Genomic DNA, 21,033 nt, shown 5'->3' with positions numbered 1-21,033 from the left:
CCTGAGGCTGGATGATTACATTGGTTAATCGCAGGTCGCTGCGATATTAAAATAAAAGCCCCGCAACCGTTACCGGGCGGGGCTTTTAGGGTGGCACGGCTAACCGTGATTAGCTGCTCGGTTGCCAACCACCGCCGAGGGTTTTGTAGATAGCCACGATGCCGCTATACAACTCAACTTCAGCCTGAGCTTGAGTGTCTTCGGCAGCCAAACGTTCACGCTCGGCATCGAGCAACACCAGAAAGTCGACTGTGCCTTCACGGTAGCGCACGGCGGCTTGATCGGCTGCTGCCCGACTGGCTTCGGATTGGCGAATCAGGGCTAGCAAACGTTGTTGGCGTTTGGCGTAGTCACTAAAGGCGTTTTCTGACTCTTCCAGTGCGAGCAATACTTGCTGCTCGTATTGCGCCAGAGCGCCTTCAGCTTCGGCGTCAGCGCCGCGAATCCGTGCTTTGACGCTGCCCAGATCAAACGCCGCCCAGGTGATGCTCGGAGAAACACCCCACGCCCGCGCCGCAGAAGAACCAATCTGCGAGCCACGGCCGGCGGTGAAACCGAGAAAACCACTCAGGCTGACCCGTGGAAACAAGTCTGCGGTAGCTACACCGATATTGGCGGTGGCCGCTGCCAGGTTTTGCTCGGCAGCGCGAATATCCGGGCGTCGGCGCAGCAACTCGGCAGGGTCACCAATCGGTAGCGCTTTAGCAATCGCCGGGATCGGTTTGGGCGACAAGTCAACGTTGAGCTGATCCGCGCGCTGGCCGAGCAGAGTGGCGATGCGATTACGCGCCCGCACTTGCTCTGCCTGCAATTGCGGCACGCTGGCTTCAACGGCGGCAAGACGCGCATCGGCGCGTAGCACATCCAGTTCGCTGCCGACACCTGCATCGCGCAGATGCTCGGTGATGCCGCGTGACTCTTCCTGATTGTGCAAGTTTTCACGCGCAATTTGCTCACGCAATTGGGCACCGCGCAAACTGCCGTAGGCATCAACCAGTTCGGCGATCAAACTTACTTGCAGCTGATAATAATCTGCTTCGGCAACTTCGATTTGCGCGTCACTGGCTTCAAGTTGGCGCTGGATTCGACCGAAAAGATCCAGCTCCCAGACCATATCCAGACCCAAGTCATAACGCTCGGTTTTAACCCGGTCCTCAGTGATGTCCGGCTGTTGTGCCTTACCAATGTCGCTACTGGCGCGACTGGTAATGGTTGGAAGGCGGTCGTTGGCAACATCATCACGAATCGCCCGTGCAGCCTTTAGACGTGAGAAAGCTACACGCAGCTCACGGTTCTCCTGCAAAGACTGATTCACCAGTTGGTTCAGCGTAGGGTCATCAAACTGCTGCCACCACAAGGCTTCAAAGTGCTGCTGGTCATACTTTCCAGCATTCAACTGTGCCAGTTGCGCCGGGCTGTTTTCAGGCTGTTTAAAGTCTGGACCAACAGCGCAGGCAGATACCGCCAAGGCGAGCAGGGCAGGTGCGAATAACTTCAACTTCATGCACTTGCCTCCTGCAGATGTAGCGCGCGTTTAGCTTGGCGCTTTTCTACAAATTTACGAATCAATACATAAAACACTGGGGTTAGCAGCAGGCCGAAGAAGGTCACACCGAGCATGCCGCTAAACACCGCGACGCCCATGGCATGGCGCATTTCAGCACCCGCACCAGAACTGAATACCAGCGGAACCACACCCATGATGAAGGCAAAGCTGGTCATCAGAATCGGCCGTAAACGCAGGCGGCAGGCTTCCAGCACCGCACTGACTGGGTCCATACCGGCTTCTTGCTGTTCTTTGGCGAACTCAACAATCAGAATCGCGTTCTTACAGGCCAACCCGACCAAGACGATGAGGCCAATCTGGGTGAAGATGTTGTTGTCGCCACCGGTCAGAATCACCCCGGCAATTGCCGACAAGAGCGTCATTGGTACGATCAATATCACCGCCATCGGCAGACTCCAGCTTTCGTACTGAGCCGCCAACACCAGGAACGCCAGCAACACGCAAAGCGGGAAGACAAACAGCGCTGTATTACCGGCCAGAATTTGCTGGAATGTCAGCTCGGTCCACTCATAACTCATACCGTTTGGCAGTTGCTCTTTGAGCAGGCGCTCCATCGCAGCTTCGGCTTGGCCTGAGCTGTAGCCGGGGGCTGCGCCACCGTTGATTTCAGCGGTAATAAAGCCGTTGTAATGCATGACGCGATCAGGGCCGGAGCTGTCTTTGACCTTAATAAAGGTCGAGAGAGGCACCATTTCACCGCGATTGTTACGTACCTTGAGCTGGCCAATCTGGTCCGCATCAACCCTGAACTTCTGGTCAGCTTGCACATTCACCTGATAAGTGCGGCCAAACCGGTTGAAGTCGTTGGCATACAGCGAACCCAGATACACCTGCATGGTGTCAAAGATATCGCTGATGGCGACGCCGTGAATCTTGGCTTTGTCGCGGTCAATGTCGGCATCAATTTGCGGGACGTTTACCTGATAACTGGTGAATAAACCGGCTAGCTCAGGTACCTCGCGGCTTTTGCTGATGACGTTTTGCACTTGCTTATACAGTTCGTCATAACCCTGGTTACCACGGTCTTCAACCTGCACTCGGAAGCCACCGATTGTTCCCAGACCTTGAACCGGAGGCGGTGGGAAAATCGCAATATAGGCGTCCTGGATATCGGCAAACTTGGCATTCAGCGCAGCCGCAATGGCGTCAGCTGAAAGGTTCGGATCCTTACGCTCATCAAACGACTTGAGTGTGGTAAACACGATGCCGCTATTGGGGCTGTTGGTGAAGCCGTTGATCGACAGGCCCGGGAAGGCAACAGTGTTGGCAACCCCTGGATATTCACTGGCAATCTCGGACATACGCTTGATCACATCTTCTGTGCGATCGAGGCTTGCTGCATCCGGCAGCTGGGCAAAAGCCACTAGATATTGTTTGTCCTGCGGTGGCACGAAACCAGTCGGCGTGCTGGCGAAACCAAAGTAGGTCAACGCCAATAGCCCGCCGTATACCAGCATGGCAATGCTGCTGCCACGCAGTACCCGTGCGACTGTGCCGACATAACCATGACTGGCTCGCTCGAACATCCGGTTAAAGGGCTTGAATAACCAGCCACCGAACAGGCGCTCCAATACGCGGGAAAAACGGTCTTTTGGCGCGTCATGGCTTTTCAGCAAGGCCGCAGCCAACGCTGGAGACAGCGTCAGCGAGTTGAATGCCGAAATCACTGTCGAGATCGCAATGGTCAGAGCAAATTGCTGATAAAACTGGCCGGTAAGTCCGGAGATAAACGCCGTCGGTACGAACACCGCACAGAGTACAAGCGCAGTCGCAATGATTGGTCCTGTGACCTCTTTCATTGCCTGTTTAGTTGCCTCAACAGGGGTTTTACCCAGACCAATATTACGCTCGACGTTTTCCACTACAACGATGGCATCGTCGACCACAATACCGATGGCCAATACCAAACCGAATAACGACAAGGCATTGAGTGAGAAGCCAAACATGTGCATCACTGCAAAAGTACCGATCAGTGAAACGGGTACCGCAGCCAGCGGAATGATCGATGCTCGCCATGTTTGCAGGAACAAAATTACCACCAGAACCACCAGCACAATGGCTTCGAGCAAGGTGTGTACAACAGCCTCGATAGAGCCACGGACAAAGATGGTTGGGTCGTAAACAATCTCGTAATCGATGCCCTGCGGGAAGCTTTTTTTCAGCTCAGCCATGCGAGCACGCACCGAATCTGAAATCTCGATAGCGTTAGAGCCGGGGCGCTGGAACACCGGAATGGCGACCGCCGGTTTATTATCCAGCAGTGAGCGCAGCGCGTACTTGCTAGAACCTAACTCAACCCGGGCGATGTCCCTGAGGCGAGTGATTTCACCATTTTCGCCAGCGCGAATAATGATGTTCTCGAACTCTTCCTCGGTGACCAGACGGCCTTGGGTATTGATCGACAACTGAAAGCTGTTATCGCCAGCGGTGGGTGGCGCACCCAGTGAACCGGCAGCAACCTGGCGATTCTGCTCACGAATGGCATTGACCACATCGGTAGCAGTCAGATTACGTGAAGCTACTTTATTTGGATCAAGCCACACGCGCAGCGAGTAGTTACCCAAGCCGAATAGTTGTACATCACCCACGCCGTCAAGACGGGCAAGCTCATCCTTGACATTGAGCGCAGCGTAATTCGACAGATAAAGCATGTCGTAGCGGTTATCTGGCGAGGTTAAGTGAACCACCATGGTCAGGTCTGGCGATGCCTTATCGACCGTGACACCAAGGCGTTGCACTTCCGTGGGCAAGGTTGGCATGGTCCGGGTTACCCGGTTTTGTACCTGAACCTGCGCGTTGTCGAGATCGGTGCCCAAGGCGAAGGTAACCGTCAGGGTCAATGCACCGTCAGAGGTGGCCTGCGAAGACATATACAACATGCCTTCAACACCGGTAATGGCTTGTTCGAGTGGCGAGGCAACCGTTTCCCCGATTACTTTCGGGTTGGCGCCTGGAAAGCTGGTACGTACAACAACGGTTGGCGGCACTACTTCAGGGTATTCACTGATCGGCAACTGGAAGAGCGAGATCGCACCGGCAATCAAAATCAGTAGCGACAGAACCGCTGCGAAAATTGGCCGTTTGATAAAAAACTGAGAGAAATTCATAGATTTTTAACCTTAGCCGCGAGGTGATGCATTTGGCTGAGCAGGGCGTTCAGCAATGTCCACCGCGCTATCAACTGATGAGTCAACCTCGTTCCGGAGGCGCGCAAGATTGGCCAGCGTTTGCTCGTCAGCCATGGCGACGGTTTGTGGGTCAACGGTTGAGCCAGGCATTGCATGCTGCAAGCCGTTGACGACGATTTTGTCGCCTTTTTCCAAGCCGCTGCGGACAATGCGCAAGCCTTCGACTTTGGGGCCCAGTTCAATTGCGCGATAGCTCACGCTGTTGTCATCGGCGAGTACCAGTACGAATTTTTTACCCAAGTCCGTACCTACGGCAGCATCCTGAATCAGCTTGGCTGAATAGGTACCGCTGCCGACCAGCTTGAGCCGTACATACAGGCCAGGGGTGTATTCACCATTGCTGTTGTCAAACACTGCGCGGCCACGAATAGTGCCGGTTTGCGGGTTAACCTGGTTGTCCAGGAAATCGAGCTTGCCCAGGTGCGGGTTGCCGGTTTCGTTGGATAGGCCCAAATAAACCGGGCTAGCGTCGCGAGTATTGCCCCCCGATTTCTTCGCTATTTCTACGTACTTTAAAAAGGCCTGCTCATCGGCATCGAAGTAGGCATAGACCTTATCGGTTGAAACAACGGATGTAAGCAGCGATTCACTGGCTGTAACCAGGTTACCGGCGGTGATTTCTGCACGGCTGACGCGGCCATCAATCGGTGAGGTTACGCGAGTGAAACTGAGGTTTAGTCGCGCATTTTCAAGCTCTGCCTGAATGCCGGCTACTGTTGCTTGAGCCTCTTGCGCAGTGCTGGTTCTGGCGTCAGCTAGCTCAGCTGATATGGCATTGCTTTTGCGCAGGCGTTCGCCACGCTGAGCTTCACTGCGAGTGCGCGAGTAGGCCGAACGGGCTTGATTGAGTTGTGCTTCGAGGCGTTTAACTTCGGCGTTGAAAGGACGCGGGTCAATCTGGAACAGCAAGTCACCTTTCTTGACCAAGCTGCCTTCATCGAAAGCGACCTTGTCGATAAATCCAGATACCCGTGGACGAATTTCAACTGACTCTGGCGCTTCCAAGCGCCCAGTGAATTCATCCCATTCGTTGATCGGTTGTTCGATAACTTCAGCAACACTGACCTTCGCTGCATGTTGCTGTTGTGAGGTTTCCTCAGTCTTGCCGCAAGCACTGAGAACCACTGCCGCAAGTACTGCAAGTGGAAGGTGCCAGATCTTGTTGTTTGGCTGTTCCATGATTTTTCCCGCCCGTGGGTGTAATGAATGGGCGGAGTGTGAGTCGCAATGACCTGGCTATCGAATCGAACGCTACGAAGTTAAGTATTATTGAAAATGATTATAAGCGACTTATTATTGTCACAAGCCAATAGTAGTGCAGGATTTCAGCCGTTTAAGGAGTTGTGCGCACAATTGGTGCGCATTTAGAGGCTGTCTGGGTCGCCCACAAACATTTGAATCCGCGAGCGTAACCAGCGTTCAGCAGGATCATTGTCCTGTGCGCCGCGCCAAGCCATGTGTAACTCAAAGGTTTGGGTCTCCAGTGGCAGCGGTTCGGTGCGTAAACCGCCGGCCGCGGTCAAGGTGGCGGCTGTGTAGTCGGGCACACTGGCGACAATGTCGGTACCACTGAGCAGCGGGCCGAGCGCATTGAACTGTGGAACGGCGAGCACGACTCGGCGTTTACGGCCAAGCTTTTCCAATTCGCCGTCAACGAAACCGCCAAGATCTCCAGCGAATGACACCAGTGCATGGGGTCTTGCGCAGTAATCATCGAGTGAAAGTGCGCCAGGCACGGTGTCTGCGCGCAGCAGCATGGCCTTGCTGCGCCGCACCACTTTACGTTTGGCGTTGGCCGGTAACTCTTCGGTGTAGGCAACGCCGACTGATATCTCGCCAGATGACAAGAGCCCAGGCATTAATAAGTAATTGGTCCGGCGAATAACCAACACAACGCCAGGCGCTTCTGCACGCAAGCGTTTGATCAGCGGTGGCATCAGGCCAAACTCGACGTCATCCGAAAGACCAATGCGAAACACGGCGTTGCTAGTCGCCGGATTGAAATCAGCGGCGCGGCTTACTGCTGTGGAAATTGAATCAAGCGCAGGCGACAGCAAACCAAAGATTTCTTGCGCGCGTGCGGTCGGCTCCATGCTGCGGCCCGTGCGCACAAACAATGGATCATCGAACAAACTGCGCAAACGGGAGAGGGCCGCACTGATTGCAGGTTGACCGAGAAATAGCTTCTCGGCTGCGCGAGTCACGCTGCGTTCGTGCATCAGCGTTTCAAAAACGATCAGAAGATTAAGGTCTACACGGCGAAGATCGTTACGGTTCATCTATCGTCCATTTCAAGTAAGAATGCTCAAGGAACCACAGCAAAACTACTGCGCTAGGTATTACTGCGTTGAAAAGCTGCTCAAAATGCTCATTTAGAACATCTAAACTGCGCTTTTTCGCACCTTCCCGCCTTGTACTCCCGTCGCTCGCTACCTTTTTCAGCGGTTCCTCAAGCTTCTGAACGCATCAGGCTAATGCGGATGATGCTGCCTTAGTAATACACTAGTGCACACTGTTAATATTGTAACCACGTATCATCATCGACAGACATGGTGAATATTAGTACTGGCATGTGGTATTGCTTACAAAGGCCCGATAAAGTCTAAGTCTAAAGGGGTCAACCGAAGAGGTTTATGATGTCCCGCATTATCCGTTTCCATCAGTTTGGCGAGGCAGATGTCCTCAAAATCGAAGAGCGCTCGCGCCCTGCGCCTGCCGCTGGCGAAGTGTTGATCGGCGTCGAATCCATCGGTGTTAGTTGGCAGGACGTGCTCTGGCGCCAGAATCTTGCGACCACGCAAGCGCAACTTCCGGCTGGACTGGGTTATGAAGTCGCCGGTGTGATTTTAGCAGTGGGTGAAGGCGTTGACGACCTGGCTGTTGGTGACAAGGTTGCCAGCTTCCCTGCGCACAGCCCCAACGATTATCCGGCTTACGCTGAAGAGGTGGTGTTACCGCGTACTTCAGTGGCGCGCTACGCGGACGTTCTGACGCCTGAACAGGCCTGCGTTCACTTTTTACCTTCCATGGTTGGTTGGTTCGGCATGGTCGAGCTGGCTCGGGTAAAAGCTGGAGAAACGGTGTTAATCACTGCGGCCAGCCGCTGCTGGGGCCCGTATGTCGTGCAGATGGCCAAGGCTTTGGGTGCGCATGTTATTGCCGCTACCGATACTGATGAGGATACCGATTTCCTACGCGAACTCGGCGCCGATCATATTATCCTGACTGAAGAGCAAGACCTGGTCAGCCGGGCAAAGAAACTGACCAACGATCGTGGCGTTGATATCGTCATGGATACCTTGGGTGGCCCACAAATGTGCCTGCTTGGTGATGCACTGGCTCCGCGTGGTCGCTTGGTGTTATACGGGCTGCAGGGCGGTAATGAGACGCCATTCCCAGCCTGCGCCGCTTTCCAGAAGAATATTCAGTTCTTTGTCCATTGCATCGGCAACTTTACCGGCAAGAAAGAGCTGGATATCCCGCAAGATAAAGAAGCGGTTGCCCGGGCCGTGCAAGGTATCAATCAACTCACCGGCGATGGTTTGCTCAAGCCGCTGATTGATAAAAGCTTTGCCTTCGACAAAGTCGGCCAAGCTCATCTGTACATGGACGAATGCCCAAGCCGTGGCCGTGTAGTGATTAACGTCTGACACGCAGCATGTACATAAGCAGACTAAAACGCCCTGACAGGTTCAGGGCGTTTTGCTGTCTGCTGCATCCTTCACGCTTTGTGGCTCTTGAATTAGCGTGGGCCTCAGGGTTGCAATCAGCGCCCGAACACTGCCGGGTAAGGCGTCTAGATCACGTACCAGAATGCTGCGCTCGCGCACCGTCCACGGTTCATCAAGCTCAATAGTTGTAAGTTCCATCGTGCGACTGTGGCGGCTGGCTGCTGACTCAGGAATGATGCCGATGCCAACCCCTGCCTCGATCATGCGGCAGATGGCTTCAAAGCTGGAAACCTGAATCCGAAGTGATAGTTTTTTGCCGAGTTTCTCAACATGTTCACGCAAGAAGCTCAACAGCGTACTGCCTTCGTGCAGACCAATATGCTGATATTCAAGGGTATCGCGCAGGGTTACTCGCGGTTTATCGGCAAGTGGGTGATTTTTTGGCACCGCCAGCAACAAGCGGTCAGTGCTGAAGTGCAGCACTTGTAATCCGCTGACTTCAACGGGACCGGCGATGATCCCCATGTCAGTTGAGCCATCGAGTACACCGCGAACGATGTCACGGCTTAAGCGCTCTTGCAGGTCGACACTGACTCCGGGGCGTTCGGCGAGAAACCCGGCAAGAATTTCTGGAAGGAATTCAGTCACTGCTGTGGTGTTGGCAAATATGCGGATGTGGCCCGCTGCGTCCGCACCGTAGTCAGCAAACTCACTTTTCAGGTAATCAACCTGACGCATAATCAGCCGTGCATGGTGCAGCAGGCGCTCACCTGCGGGTGTCAGTTCAACTCCGCGACTGTCGCGGTAGAGCAGGCGCGAGTCGAGCTGTGCTTCCAGTGATTTGATGCGCGCGCTGGCAGCAGCAGGCGACAGGAAGGCACGCCGTGCTCCCTGAGTCAGGCTCGGCGACTCAGCAATATGAATAAACAAACGCAAATCGGGTAAATCAAAGTGCATAAACAATCCCTGTATTACTTAATGAAGCCAAACTCAGCGTTCAGAATAGCTGAACGCTGAGTTATGTAAATGCAAATTCACAGAACGCTGTGTCAGACGCATCCTAAGTGCAACTAAAAAGAGCACTGCTGGAAGTAACCCATGACTGACGCCGCATTATCTGCCTGGATTGGCCGTTCCGAAGAAGTCCACGATCAACTGAGTCGTAACCTGGTGATGCGCGTTGCCGCAACGCTGGGTGAAGAAACCCCGGCCCATGGCGAAGCGTTACCGCCACTGTGGCATTGGGCGTTTTTTCAGAACCCGGTGGCCGAGAGCGGTCTGGGTGAGGATGGTCATCCGGCACGCGGGGGCTTTTTGCCACCGGCTGATAACCGTAATCGCATGTGGGCCGGCGGCAAAATCGAGTTTATCCAGGGTTTGCGTGTGGGAGGGGATGCCACGCGCGTTTCAACGATCACCCATATCGAAGAGAAACACGGCAGTACCGGCGCGCTGTTGTTTGTCACCGTGCAGCATGAGTACTTTCAGGATGGCGAGCTGGCCATTCGTGAAGATCAAAACATTGTTTACCGCGAGCCAAGCCCGCCGAAAACCAGCAGCGGTCAAGCGCTGGAGGCAGGTGATTGGCAGGAATCGATCACCCCGACTTCAACTCTGTTGTTCCGCTACTCGGCCGTGACCTTTAACGGTCACCGTATTCATTACGACTGGCCTTATGTGACTGACACCGAGGGTTATTCGGGGCTTGTAGTACACGGCCCATTGATTGCCACCTTGAGCCTGCGTGCCTTTTGCCGGGCCAATCCACAAGCCCGTCTGCGCCAATTTTCTTACCGCGGCTTGCGTCCGTTGGTTGCGCCGCAACCATTTGAGGTCGGCGGCAAAATTGAATCGAGCGGAACAGCCCAGTTGTGGGCCGGAAACGAAGCAGGTGTTGCTCAGCGCAGCGAAGTGAAATTTGACTGATACAGCCAAGCCTTTGGCTCAAACGAGATGCGAATCATGAATCCGAACAAGAACCCAGAACTCAATGCCATTCGTGAAGGCGTGCGTGCCTTGTGTGCCGAATTCCCAGCTGAATACTGGCGCAAAATTGATGAAGACAAAGGCTTTCCAGAAGCCTTCGTCAAGGCCCTGACTGACGCTGGTTGGCTGTCGGCGATGATCCCCGAAGAGTACGGCGGCTCTGGTCTGGGGCTGGCTGAAGCTTCGGTCATTCTTGAAGAAGTGAACCGTTGTGGCGGCAACTCCGGCACGGTGCACGGGCAGATGTACAACATGTTCACTTTGTTGCGTCACGGCAGCGAAGCGCAGAAGCGCTATTACCTGCCGAAGCTGGCAAGTGGTGAGCTGCGCCTGCAATCAATGGGCGTGACCGAGCCAACGACCGGTACTGACACCACCAAAATCAAAACCACTGCGGTCAAGCAGGGTGACAAGTATGTAATCAACGGCCAGAAAGTATGGATCTCACGGGTCCAGCATTCTGATCTGATGATTCTACTGGCACGTACCACGCCGCTGGCAGAGGTGAAACGAAAGTCTGAGGGCATGTCGATCTTCCTGGTCGATCTACGTGACGCAATCGGTAATGGCATGACCGTGCAACCCATTGCCAACATGGTCAACCACGAAACCAATGAACTGTTCTTCGATAATCTTGAACTGCCTGCCGACAGCCTGATTGGCGAAGAAGGCAAGGGCTTCCGCTACATTCTTGATGGTTTGAACGCAGAGCGCACACTGATTGCTGCCGAGTGCATTGGTGATGGCCGTTGGTTTATCGAAAAAGCCAGCCAATATGCCCGTGATCGTGAAGTGTTTGGCCGCCCGATTGGTCAGAACCAAGGCGTGCAATTCCCGATTGCCGAAGCTCACATTGAAATCGAAGCAGCCGACCTGATGCGCTGGCGCGCCTGTGATGAATATGACGCCGGTGAGAATGCCGGTGCTAGCGCCAATATGGCCAAGTACCTGGCAGCGAAAGCCTCATGGGAAGCGGCCAATGCTTGCATGCAAACCTTCGGTGGCTTTGGTTTCGCTTGCGAATACGACATTGAACGTAAGTTCCGAGAAACGCGTTTGTATCAGGTGGCACCAATATCGACCAACCTGATTCTGTCTTATGTCGCCGAGCACCTGCTCGATCTGCCTCGTTCATTCTAAGGTAGCTAAACATGACCCATACCGAACAGCTAGCCGCGTTTTTGGCTGATTTGCGTTATGAACAGCTGAACCATGCGGTGCTAGCCAAGACTGAAGACTTGTATCTCGACTGGCTTGGTTCTGCACTCGCCAGCCATGATCGCCATCCGATCCCGTTATTCGAGCGTTATGCACAAGCCATGGGCCCGGCCACAGGCAACGCGGAGATTCTGGTGAGTGGCAAAACCACGAGCCCTTACTTTGCTGCGCTGGTGAATGGCGCCTCATCGCACTTGGTCGAGCAGGATGATTTGCACAATAGCTCGGTCTTACACCCCGCAACTGTGGTGTTCCCGGCTGCATTGGCAGCCGCTCAGGACCTCGGTTGCAGTGGTCAGGAATTAATACTGGCGGCGGTTGCCGGATACGAAGCGGGGATTCGCATAGGTGAGTTTCTCGGGCGCTCGCACTATACAATTTTTCACACCACAGCCACCGTCGGCACCCTTGCCGCTGCAGTAAGCGTTGGCAAGCTGCTGAAGTTTGATCGCGAGCAGTTCATCAATCTGCTCGGAACTGCAGGCACTCAGGCTGCAGGTTTGTGGGAGTTTTTGCGCGACGCCGCTGACTCCAAGCAATTGCACACCGCCAAAGCTGCTGCTGATGGTCTGCTTGCTGCTTATCTGACCGCTGAAGGTTTGAGCGGGGCGCGCAACATTCTGGAAGGCGATCAGGGCTTGGCTGCTGGTATGTCCAGCGACGCCGATCCGAGCAAGCTGTCCGATCGGCTAGGCAGCCGTTGGGCACTGTGTGAAACATCGTTCAAGTTCCATGCATCCTGCCGTCATACGCATCCGGCTGCTGATGCATTGCTTGCGCTGATGCAGGCTGAAGGGCTCGGCCACGAACACATCGAGCAGGTCACAACGCGGGTTCATCAAGGCGCAATTGATGTACTTGGCCGCGTGGATGTGCCCAGCAGTGTGCATCAGGCCAAATTCTCCATGGGCACCGTGCTGGGTTTGATTGCGGTGCATGGCAAGGCTGGGCTACCCGAGTTTGAGCAGTTCTCATTGCACGACCCACGTGTTTCTAGCTTTCGGCAAAAGGTGCGTATGCAACTTGATGCAGAAGTTGATCAAGCCTATCCGCAGCGTTGGCTTGGCCGTGTTGAAGTGCTGACTGTCGACGGTCGCCTTTTACAGAGCTCGATCGATGACCCCAAAGGCGATCCAGGCAACACCTTGTCGCGCGCTGAGCTGGAAGACAAGTTTCGCCGGTTAATGGCATTCGCTGGACACAATGATTCAGGCAAAGCGGATGAGCTGATTGCGCAGGTCTGGAACTTGCGCCAGTGCGCGTCAGTGCGCGGCTTGTTCCAATCGTGACATCAGATTCTGTGCTGGTTTAAGCCTGAGCGGTCTAATAAGAGATTAAAAAAATGAATACCCCTACAAGTTCACCACGTCCGTTGGATGGCATCACTGTTGTCAGTTTGGAGCACGCCATTGCTGCGCCATTTTGTACCCGCCAACTGGCTGACCTTGGGGCCCGCGTGATCAAGGTCGAGCGTCCGCTCACGGGTGATTTTGCGCGGGGCTACGATGAACGTGTCTCCGGCCTGGCTTCGCACTTTGTGTGGACCAACCGCTCGAAAGAGAGTTTGACCCTGGACCTCAAGCAAGCGCCTGCAACCGCTGTGCTGGAAGACTTACTGGCCAAGGCTGATGTGCTGGTACAAAACCTCGCGCCGGGTGCAGCTGCGCGCATGGGATTATCGTTCGAGACCTTGCATGAGCGCTTTCCGCAGTTAATCGTCTGCGATATTTCAGGCTACGGCGAAGGCGGCCCGTATGAGCAAAAGAAAGCATACGATCTGCTGATCCAAAGTGAAGGTGGCTTTTTATCCGTAACCGGTGGTGAAGGCGAAGAGCAGATGGCCAAGGCCGGTTGCTCGATTGCCGATATTGCCGCCGGTATGTACGCCTATACCGGTGTGTTGTCCGCACTCATGCTGCGCGGCAAAACCGGGATCGGTAGCCGGGTTGATGTATCGATGCTCGAAAGCCTGGTTGAGTGGATGGGTTACCCCATGTACTACGCCTACCAAGGCGCCACGCCACCGCCTCGCGCAGGTGCCGCACACTCAACCATCTACCCTTACGGGCCATTCCCCGCAGGAGATGGCGGCACCGTGATGCTCGGTTTGCAGAACGAGCGTGAGTGGCGCGCTTTCTGCGACAAGGTGCTGATGCAACCTGAGCTCGCGGATGATCAACGCTTTTCAGCCAACTCAAAACGTTCTGACAATCGCACAGAATTGCGCGCAATTATTGTTGAGCGATTTGCTGCATTGACGGCTGAACAAGTCATTGCACGGCTTGATGAGGCGCAAATCGCCAATGCTCATGTCAATGACATGGCCGGTGTATGGCAGCACCCGCAACTCAAAGCCCGTGAGCGTTGGACTGAAGTGCAGAGTCCGTCGGGCATGCTTCCCGCGTTGTTACCACCGGGTCGAAACAATGCCTTTAGCCCAAGAATGGACGGTGTTCCAGCGCTGGGCCAACACACCGACAAGCTACTTGCTGAGCTGGGTTTGAGCGCCAACGATATTCAGAAATTGCACGACCAAGGTGTCGTTTAAGGCGCGCCTGTGCAACCTATAAAGAGCGATAAGACTATGAACTCATCGACCATTCGTACGGCATTGTTTGTGCCAGCATCGCGTCCGGAACGTATTCCTAAAGCACTTGCCGTTGGCAGTGATGCAGTGATCGTAGACCTTGAAGATGCAGTAGAGGAAAAGCTCAAGGAGCAGGCTCGGGCTGATCTTGATGCGTTTTTACAGGCAAACCCAGATGCCCGACTGCATGTGCGCATCAACGCTGCAGGGCACGCCGGGCATGAAGCCGATATTGCGCTATGTGCGCGGCACCAAGGGGTTATCGGCGTGCTGCTGCCGAAGATAGAAAGCGCGGCACAGGTGCTTCATGTTGCCGCCTGCAAAAAACCAATTTGGCCTATTGTCGAAAGCGCAAAAGGTCTGCAGGAGCTGGTTGCAATTGCCCGGACTGAAGGGGTTGAGCGTTTATCCTTCGGTGGTCTTGATTTGGGCTTGGATCTCGGTCTGGCGGCTGGCACTGCGGGAGCTACACGTATGTTGGATCAAGCCCGATTTGCCATTGTGTTGCAGACACGCCTGGCTAATCTGGCGCCAGCCCTTGATAGCGTTTTCCCGGCAATAGATGACCCCGCTGGACTCGCTCAGTTTGCTCGCGACGCCAGCGATATGGGCTTTGGCGGCATGCTTTGCATTCACCCAAAGCAAGTTGCAGTTGTACACCAAAGCCTGATGCCAGCTGCCGATGAATTGGCTTGGGCTCAACGTGTAATGAGTGCAGCAGCGCAGGGCGCTGGCGTGTTTGTGGTAGATGGGCAAATGGTGGATGCACCGGTTCTCGGGCATGCCAAACGTCTACTCGAACGCGCAGGAATGTAATTGAAAACGCGCTCAAACAGCCTTTGTGCATTCGCGCGGAGGTGGAGTTTTACCAACAATAACAAGAGGTGTTCCATGTATAAGATTCCGTTTAAGACACTGCTATGCGCGGCTGCTGTATCGATGTCGGTTGGCTTCGCCAGCTTGGCTCACGCCGCAGACCCGATCATCATCAAGTTCGCCCACGTGGTCGCAGACAACACCCCTAAAGGCAAGGGTGCATTACTGTTTAAGAAACTGGTAGAAGAGCGTCTGCCGGGCAAAGTACAGGTTGAGGTCTATCCAAACTCATCACTCTATGGTGACGGTAAGGAAATGGAGGCCTTGCTCTTGGGTGATGTACAAATGTTGGCGCCGTCACTGGCAAAGTTTGAGCAGTATTCCAAACCGATTCAGATCTTTGACCTGCCATTTTTGTTTGACAACCTGGCCGCGGCTGACCGTTTTCAAAGCAGCCCACAAGGCAAGGCTTTGCTCAAGTCGATGGAAAGCAAAAACATCACAGGTTTGGCTTATTGGCACAATGGCACCAAGCAATTATCGGCAAATAAGCCATTGCGTGTTCCGGGCGATGCCCGTGGCCTGAAGTTTCGTGTGCAGGCATCCGCCGTACTTGAAGAGCAGTTCAAGGCGATCAGGGCTAACCCACGTAAAATGAGTTTTGCCGAGGTTTACCAAGGCTTGCAGACAGGCGTGGTCAATGGCACCGAGAATACTTGGTCGAACTATGCCAGCCAGAAAGTCAATGAAGTGCAGAAGTACATGACTGAGTCGGATCATGGCCTGATCGACTACATGGTGATTACCAACACCCAGTTCTGGAATGGCTTGCCGGACGATATCCGCACCCAGCTTGATGAAATCATGGGCGAGGTGACTGTTGCGGTGAATAAAGAAGCAGCGGATCTGAACCAGAAAGCCAAACAGCAGATTGCTGATGCTGGCACCACCGAAATCATCACCTTGACCCCTGAAGAGCGTGCTCAATGGCGTGAAGCGATGAAGCCGGTCTGGAAGAAGTTTGAGCCAGAAATTGGCGCTGATCTGATCAAAGCGGCTGAGGCTTCAAACACGCCGTAAGTGTTTATTGCTCTGGTATAAAAAACGGCTGACAGCAAAACTGTCAGCCGTTTTTTATTGGCTGCAGATCAGTTTGTCGCTTCCATCCATTTAGGTTTTGGGTAACGTCGATCAGCCTTGCCAGCTTTGAGAATCGCACCGGGCACATCATGGCCGAGCAATTCAGGCAGGCTGGCGGCAGCTTGCAGCAGCGAGTTGAGATCAACCCCGGTATCAAAGCCCATACGCTGGAACATATGCACTAAATCTTCTGTGCAGATATTACCGCTGGCCCCCGGCGCATATGGGCAACCGCCGAGCCCGCCGAGCGAGGCGTCAAAGCGGTCAACACCCGCATTCAGTGCTGCGATTGCATTGGCCAAACCCATGCCGCGGGTATTGTGAAAGTGCAGGGTGAATACGCTTTCAGGCCAGCGCTGCAGGGCCTCGCGGCTGATGCGCTCAACTTGCGCAGGATCGGCCATGCCGGTGGTGTCGCAGAGCGTGATGCCTTGCACGCCGATGTCGGTCAGGCGTTGAATCAATTCATATACGCGAGCCTCGGCTACGACGCCTTCAAAGGGGCAGCCAAAGGTGGTGGACAGAGACGCATTGATAAACACATCGCTGCCACGGGTGACTTCGATGATCTCCTTGAACTGCGCCAGTGATTGCTCAGGGGTCATACGCAGGTTAGCCAAACCATGGGTATCACTGGCGGACATCACCAGATTGACCTCATCAACCTGACATGACAGCGCACGTTCACAGCCTTTAACGTTAGGCACCAACACGGTGTATTCAACACCCGTTACGCGCTCAATGCTGCGCATTACTTCTTCCGCGTCGCGCAAGTTTGGAATTGCTTTGGGCGAGGTGAAGGAGGTGGCTTCGATCTTGGCCAACCCACTGTGCGAGAGGCGATTGATCAAGGCAATTTTGTCTTCGGTGGCGACAAAGTTTGGTTCTATCTGGAAGCCGTCGCGTGTGGCCACTTCCTGAATATACAGACGCTTGCTCATCATCATTTCCTCAAACTATGCCACGGTCGCGCAAGCCCTGGCGCTGCTCGTCGGTCAGGCCCAGGCCTGCCAGTACATCATCGGTATGTTCACCCAGCGCCGGGCCTCCGGTGCCGATGCGGCCCGGTGTGCGGCTCAACTTTGGCAGCACGCCCGGTACTTTCAATGGGCCAGCAGCGGTTTGTACGGTTTCGATCATCTGCCGCGCAAGGTAATGCGGGTCTTTAACGATATCTGCAGCGGTATAAGGGAAACCTGCCGGTACGCGGGCTTCATTGAGCGCAGCAAGCACTTCGTCGCGGCCACGCTGGCATGTCCAATCGGCAATGGCCTGGTCAATCAAGTCGGCATGCTCGCTGCGGCCATCGTTCTGTGCCAAACGTGGATCGTTGGCCAGGTCTTCGCGGCCCACCAGGGTCATCAGGCGCTTATAGATACTGTCGCCATTACCGGCGATTAGTACGAAGCTGCCATCATCACAGGGATAAGAGTTTGATGGCGTAATGCCGGGTAGGGCGCTGCCAGCCGGTTCGCGGATGTAGTTGAAGGCGTCGTATTCGGGAATCAGGCTTTCCATCATGGCAAAGACTGATTCATATAACGCCACATCAATGAATTGACCCAGCCCGCTGCGCTGACGTTCTTGCAGCGCGAGCAATACGCCAATCACGCCGTAAAGCGATGACAGGGAATCGCCGATGCTGATGCCAACTCGCACCGGCGCTTGGCCCGGATAACCTGAAAGGTGACGCAGACCGCCCATTGCTTCACCAATCACACCAAAGCCGGGGAGATCACGGTATGGGCCAGTCTGGCCGTAGCCAGAAATGCGCAGCATAATCAGCCGCGGGTTGATTTGCGACAGTTGCTCCCAGCCCAGCCCCCAGCCTTCAAGCGTTCCGGGACGGAAGTTCTCAACTAGGATGTCGGCTTCAGCAATCAGCTTGCGCACGATGTCCTGACCTTCCGCTTCCTTGAGGTTCAGTGTCAGTGACTGTTTATTACGCGACTGCACATGCCACCAGAGTGAGGTGCCATCCTTAATCTTGCGCCATTTGCGCAGCGGGTCGCCGACCTTTGGAGGTTCGATTTTCACCACTTGCGCGCCAAACTCGCCGAGTAGTTTGCTGGCGAACGGGCCTGCAATCAGTTGGCCCATCTCAACCACTTTTAACCCTTGCAGCGCCATGTTGGTCACGTTTTGATCTGTCATTGTTGTGCCTCTAGCGGGGTGCTTTGTTCTCTATGGTTGCAGAATTACTCAACCCTGATTCGAGAACAATTGATCAATTATCAAGCCTGACTTCGTATTCTACGAAGTTAATCTGTGAGAGCCTTGTCTGTATTGGATAGCGACCCCCTGCGAGCTTTGCATCAAGCGCCAGGTTTTTCTCAAGACTGGCAGAGGACAGACGTCATGCGCCGTATCGACTTCACCACACTCAAGGTTTTTATCGCGATTGCTGATGAACGCAGCCTGACCAAGGCCGCCGAGCGTGAGCATCTCGCATTGGCTGCGGTCAGTAAACGGGTGAGTGATCTCGAAAATCAGTTGGGCATCAACTTGCTTTATCGCCAGCCCAAGGGCGTTGAATTGACTCCGGCCGGGCATGCGTTGCTGCACCATGCACGCACAGTCATGGATAACCTTGAGCAGATGAGTGCAGACCTCAGCGAGTTCAGTGAAGGGGTTAAGGGCCATGTGCGTATTCATGCCAATACATCTGCGGTGATTGAGTTTCTACCCGAAGACTTGAGTACGTTCACCCAGTTGCATCCAGAGGTGAAAATCGACCTGGAGGAGCGGGTCAGCAGTGAAACTATCCGTGCCGTCCGCGAAGGGCTGACCGACATTGGCATTTTTGCCGGGCATGTACCCGCTGATGATTTGCAGGTATTTACTTACCGCCACGATCAGTTAGTACTGGTGACACCGCATGATCATCCACTGGCTACACGCAGTTCGGTAGCCCTGCGTGAAACCGTGGGTTATGACTTTATTGGCCTGCAACAGGATGCTTCGCTACACAGCCTGCTGCAGCATTCGGTCCATCATCTTGGCGCCTCTTTGCGTTTGCGTATTCAGGTGCGCAGCTTTGAGGCGATATGCCGCATGATCCATACCGGCATGGGCATCGGCGTGTTACCTGAGATTGCCGTGCGTACTTATCTGCCAGCCTTGAATGTACAAATGGTGAATCTCACCGATGACTGGGCACGGCGCGAAATCAAGATTGCGGTGCGCAGTATTGATGGGCTTTCGGTGACGGCAAAACAGATGCTCGAACATTTGGTAAGCAGTGAGTCCCGTGCTAGCGACTTGTGCTTGCCTTCGTGAATGCCGAAGGCCTTATTGCTCAAATGTGAATTTCAGTGGGGAAAAACGCAGGATAGAGTTCGCGAGTCGATGAAATGCCGAACAGCCCGCTGCATGGCGTCGTCGTTTCAACGCTCAGACAAAAACAATAGGAGCTCACCCCATGAAGTATCCATCTGTACGTCGTGTCCTGCTGGGCATGGTCACTGGTTTTGCATTGGCTGGAGCCCTGACTGCCCATGCAGCCGATCCCATTCTGATCAAGTTTTCGCACATTACTGCTGATAACACCCCGAAGGGCAAAGGCGCACTGCTGTTCAAAAAGCTGGTTGATGAGCGTCTTGCAGGCAAAGTTGAAGTACAGGTTTACTCCAATTCATCGTTGTATGGCGATGGTAAAGAGATGGAAGCCCTGATGCTCAATGAGGTGCAGATGCTTGCGCCAGCACCATCAAAGCTTGAGCAATACACCAAGCAATTGCAGCTGTTTGACATGATGTTCCTGTTTGACAACATGGCCGCTGCACAGCGCTTCCAGAATTCTGACAAGGGCAAGGCGATGCTCAAGTCGATGGAAGACAAAGGCATCACCGGCCTGGCGTTTTGGCTCAACGGCATGCGCCAGCTGACCGCCAACAAGCCACTGATCAAGCCAACCGATGCTCGCGGCTTGAAGTTCCGGGTGCAGCCTTCCGACTTGCAAGCTGCGCAGTACAGCGTGTTGCGGGCAGTGCCGCGTAAAATGTCTTTCGCCGAGATTTATCAAGGCCTGCAGACTGGCGTAGTCAACGCTCAAGACAACCCTTGGTCGAATATCTACAGCCAAAAATTTTATGAAGTTCAGAAGTACATGATCGAGTCGGATCATGCGATTGGTAACTACGTGTTGATTACCAACACCAAGTTCTGGAATAGCTTGCCAGCTGACATCCGCAGCCAGCTTGAAGAAATCGTTGCGCAAGTGACGACTGAAGTGAACAAGCAAGCAGCTGAGGTCAACGAACAAGCCAAGCAGGCGATCCTTGACTCAGGCAAAGTTGAATTGATTACCCTAACGCCTGAACAGCGTAATGCCTGGCGTGATGCGGTGAGCCCCGCGTGGAAGAAGTTTGAAGCGCAGATCGGCACCGATGTAATCGAAGCGGCTAAAGCGGCGAATAAAGCCAATTAAATAGCCCCCGCGACCATGTTTATAGATGGTCGCGGACTCAGTTTCAGGCATTTGGCTAACCCCCCGAAAACTTGACTGATCCAGTGCCCCCCACTTTGGCCACCTTTGCAAGCAGATATCTGTTTTTTCATAGGTTGCCCAAGCATTTGGGTTAGTTGAGTACCTAGCCAAACGCCTGCTTTATTCCCATGCGTTGCCTATGCAATAGCATCTTCAAACCGGCCTTCGGCTGAAGCGAAACCGGCATGCACCAATAGTGAATGTCGAGCTACAGGTTGCTGGGGTAGAGTCCCGCTTTCCTTATGGATCAAACCAATAAAAACTCGTTCAGGAGACTTCTAATGGGCGCCCTAAGGCGCGTTTGGGACCACTTCGAAGAAGGCTTTATTGCCTTTTTATTAGGGTCGATGACGCTAGTAACCTTTACCTAC

At 54.1% G+C, this 21,033-nt stretch carries 16 protein-coding genes and 1 pseudogene; 10 read left to right on the top strand and 7 right to left on the bottom strand.

Annotated features, from left to right (window positions below):
• Positions 1–109 precede the first annotated feature (109 nt).
• From ACN0UH_RS14815 to ACN0UH_RS14800, 4 genes are all read right to left on the bottom strand, one after another.
• Entirely contained in the window at positions 110–1,504 is a 1,395-nt protein-coding gene (locus tag ACN0UH_RS14815) for an efflux transporter outer membrane subunit (protein ID WP_417662776.1), read from the bottom strand.
• Positions 1,501–4,674 carry an efflux RND transporter permease subunit gene (locus ACN0UH_RS14810; protein ID WP_417662775.1) on the bottom strand — a complete coding sequence of 1,058 codons (3,174 nt, stop codon included), beginning with the start codon at positions 4,672–4,674 and terminating at the stop codon, positions 1,501–1,503. Before ACN0UH_RS14810 ends, ACN0UH_RS14815 begins: the two co-directional genes overlap by 4 nt.
• Positions 4,675–4,686: 12 nt before the next feature.
• The gene (gene mexE / locus ACN0UH_RS14805) at positions 4,687–5,934 is read right to left on the bottom strand and encodes a multidrug efflux RND transporter periplasmic adaptor subunit MexE (protein ID WP_417662774.1); all 1,248 of its coding nucleotides are present in this window, start codon (positions 5,932–5,934) and stop codon (positions 4,687–4,689) included.
• Positions 5,935–6,119: 185 nt separating this feature from the next.
• Positions 6,120–7,034 (bottom strand): LysR family transcriptional regulator, encoded by a 915-nt coding sequence (locus ACN0UH_RS14800; protein WP_087516956.1) that lies wholly within the window; start codon positions 7,032–7,034, stop codon positions 6,120–6,122.
• A gap of 357 nt (positions 7,035–7,391) precedes the next feature.
• On the opposite strand from ACN0UH_RS14800, the gene ACN0UH_RS14795 reads away from it, so the two are divergent.
• A complete protein-coding gene (locus ACN0UH_RS14795; protein ID WP_417662773.1) occupies positions 7,392–8,405 on the top strand; it encodes a zinc-dependent alcohol dehydrogenase family protein in 1,014 nt (337 codons plus the stop codon).
• A gap of 42 nt (positions 8,406–8,447) precedes the next feature.
• Here ACN0UH_RS14795 and ACN0UH_RS14790 read toward each other — a convergent pair whose 3' ends face one another.
• Complete coding sequence (locus ACN0UH_RS14790; protein WP_417662772.1) at positions 8,448–9,383, bottom strand: LysR family transcriptional regulator; 936 nt, start codon at positions 9,381–9,383, stop codon at positions 8,448–8,450.
• Between the two features lie 141 nt (positions 9,384–9,524).
• Here ACN0UH_RS14790 and ACN0UH_RS14785 point away from each other — a divergent pair, with 141 nt between their 5' ends.
• From ACN0UH_RS14785 to ACN0UH_RS14760, 6 genes are all read left to right on the top strand, one after another.
• A complete protein-coding gene (locus ACN0UH_RS14785; protein ID WP_417662771.1) occupies positions 9,525–10,352 on the top strand; it encodes an FAS1-like dehydratase domain-containing protein in 828 nt (275 codons plus the stop codon).
• 36 nt (positions 10,353–10,388) lie between these two features.
• Positions 10,389–11,552, top strand: coding sequence for an acyl-CoA dehydrogenase family protein (locus ACN0UH_RS14780; protein WP_417662770.1), 1,164 nt, complete (start codon positions 10,389–10,391; stop codon positions 11,550–11,552).
• Positions 11,553–11,563: 11 nt separating this feature from the next.
• Positions 11,564–12,919, top strand: a complete 1,356-nt coding sequence (locus tag ACN0UH_RS14775) for an MmgE/PrpD family protein (RefSeq protein WP_417662769.1) — start codon at positions 11,564–11,566, stop codon at positions 12,917–12,919.
• A 53-nt stretch (positions 12,920–12,972) separates the two neighbouring features.
• Positions 12,973–14,178, top strand: a complete 1,206-nt coding sequence (locus tag ACN0UH_RS14770) for a CaiB/BaiF CoA transferase family protein (protein ID WP_417662768.1) — start codon at positions 12,973–12,975, stop codon at positions 14,176–14,178.
• A 36-nt stretch (positions 14,179–14,214) separates the two neighbouring features.
• Positions 14,215–15,033, top strand: coding sequence for an HpcH/HpaI aldolase/citrate lyase family protein (locus ACN0UH_RS14765; protein ID WP_417662767.1), 819 nt, complete (start codon positions 14,215–14,217; stop codon positions 15,031–15,033).
• A gap of 75 nt (positions 15,034–15,108) precedes the next feature.
• The gene (locus ACN0UH_RS14760; protein ID WP_417662766.1) at positions 15,109–16,113 is read left to right on the top strand and encodes a TRAP transporter substrate-binding protein; all 1,005 of its coding nucleotides are present in this window, start codon (positions 15,109–15,111) and stop codon (positions 16,111–16,113) included.
• A gap of 68 nt (positions 16,114–16,181) precedes the next feature.
• On the opposite strand, the gene ACN0UH_RS14755 is transcribed toward ACN0UH_RS14760, so the two are convergent.
• Together ACN0UH_RS14755 and ACN0UH_RS14750 are read right to left on the bottom strand one after the other, a co-directional pair.
• Entirely contained in the window at positions 16,182–17,114 is a 933-nt protein-coding gene (locus tag ACN0UH_RS14755; RefSeq protein ID WP_417662765.1) for a hydroxymethylglutaryl-CoA lyase, read from the bottom strand.
• Between the two features lie 10 nt (positions 17,115–17,124).
• Positions 17,125–18,327: a CaiB/BaiF CoA transferase family protein gene (locus ACN0UH_RS14750; protein WP_417662764.1), complete on the bottom strand. Its 1,203-nt coding sequence runs from the start codon at positions 18,325–18,327 to the stop codon at positions 17,125–17,127.
• 204 nt (positions 18,328–18,531) lie between these two features.
• Between ACN0UH_RS14750 and ACN0UH_RS14745 the strand changes: the two genes are divergently transcribed.
• The 3 genes and pseudogenes from ACN0UH_RS14745 to ACN0UH_RS14735 all read left to right on the top strand — a co-directional run.
• Positions 18,532–19,452: a LysR family transcriptional regulator gene (locus tag ACN0UH_RS14745; RefSeq protein WP_417662763.1), complete on the top strand. Its 921-nt coding sequence runs from the start codon at positions 18,532–18,534 to the stop codon at positions 19,450–19,452.
• A 178-nt stretch (positions 19,453–19,630) separates the two neighbouring features.
• A complete protein-coding gene (locus ACN0UH_RS14740; protein WP_417662862.1) occupies positions 19,631–20,602 on the top strand; it encodes a DctP family TRAP transporter solute-binding subunit in 972 nt (323 codons plus the stop codon).
• 341 nt (positions 20,603–20,943) lie between these two features.
• Positions 20,944–21,033: pseudogene (locus ACN0UH_RS14735) on the top strand (C4-dicarboxylate ABC transporter); the annotation flags it as partial.

The organism is Pseudomonas sp. (assembly GCF_048265905.1).
GTDB lineage: Bacteria > Pseudomonadota > Gammaproteobacteria > Pseudomonadales > Pseudomonadaceae > Aquipseudomonas.
Note: the sequence above shows the minus strand (reverse complement) of the source record. Positions and strands in the feature narration are given on the sequence as shown.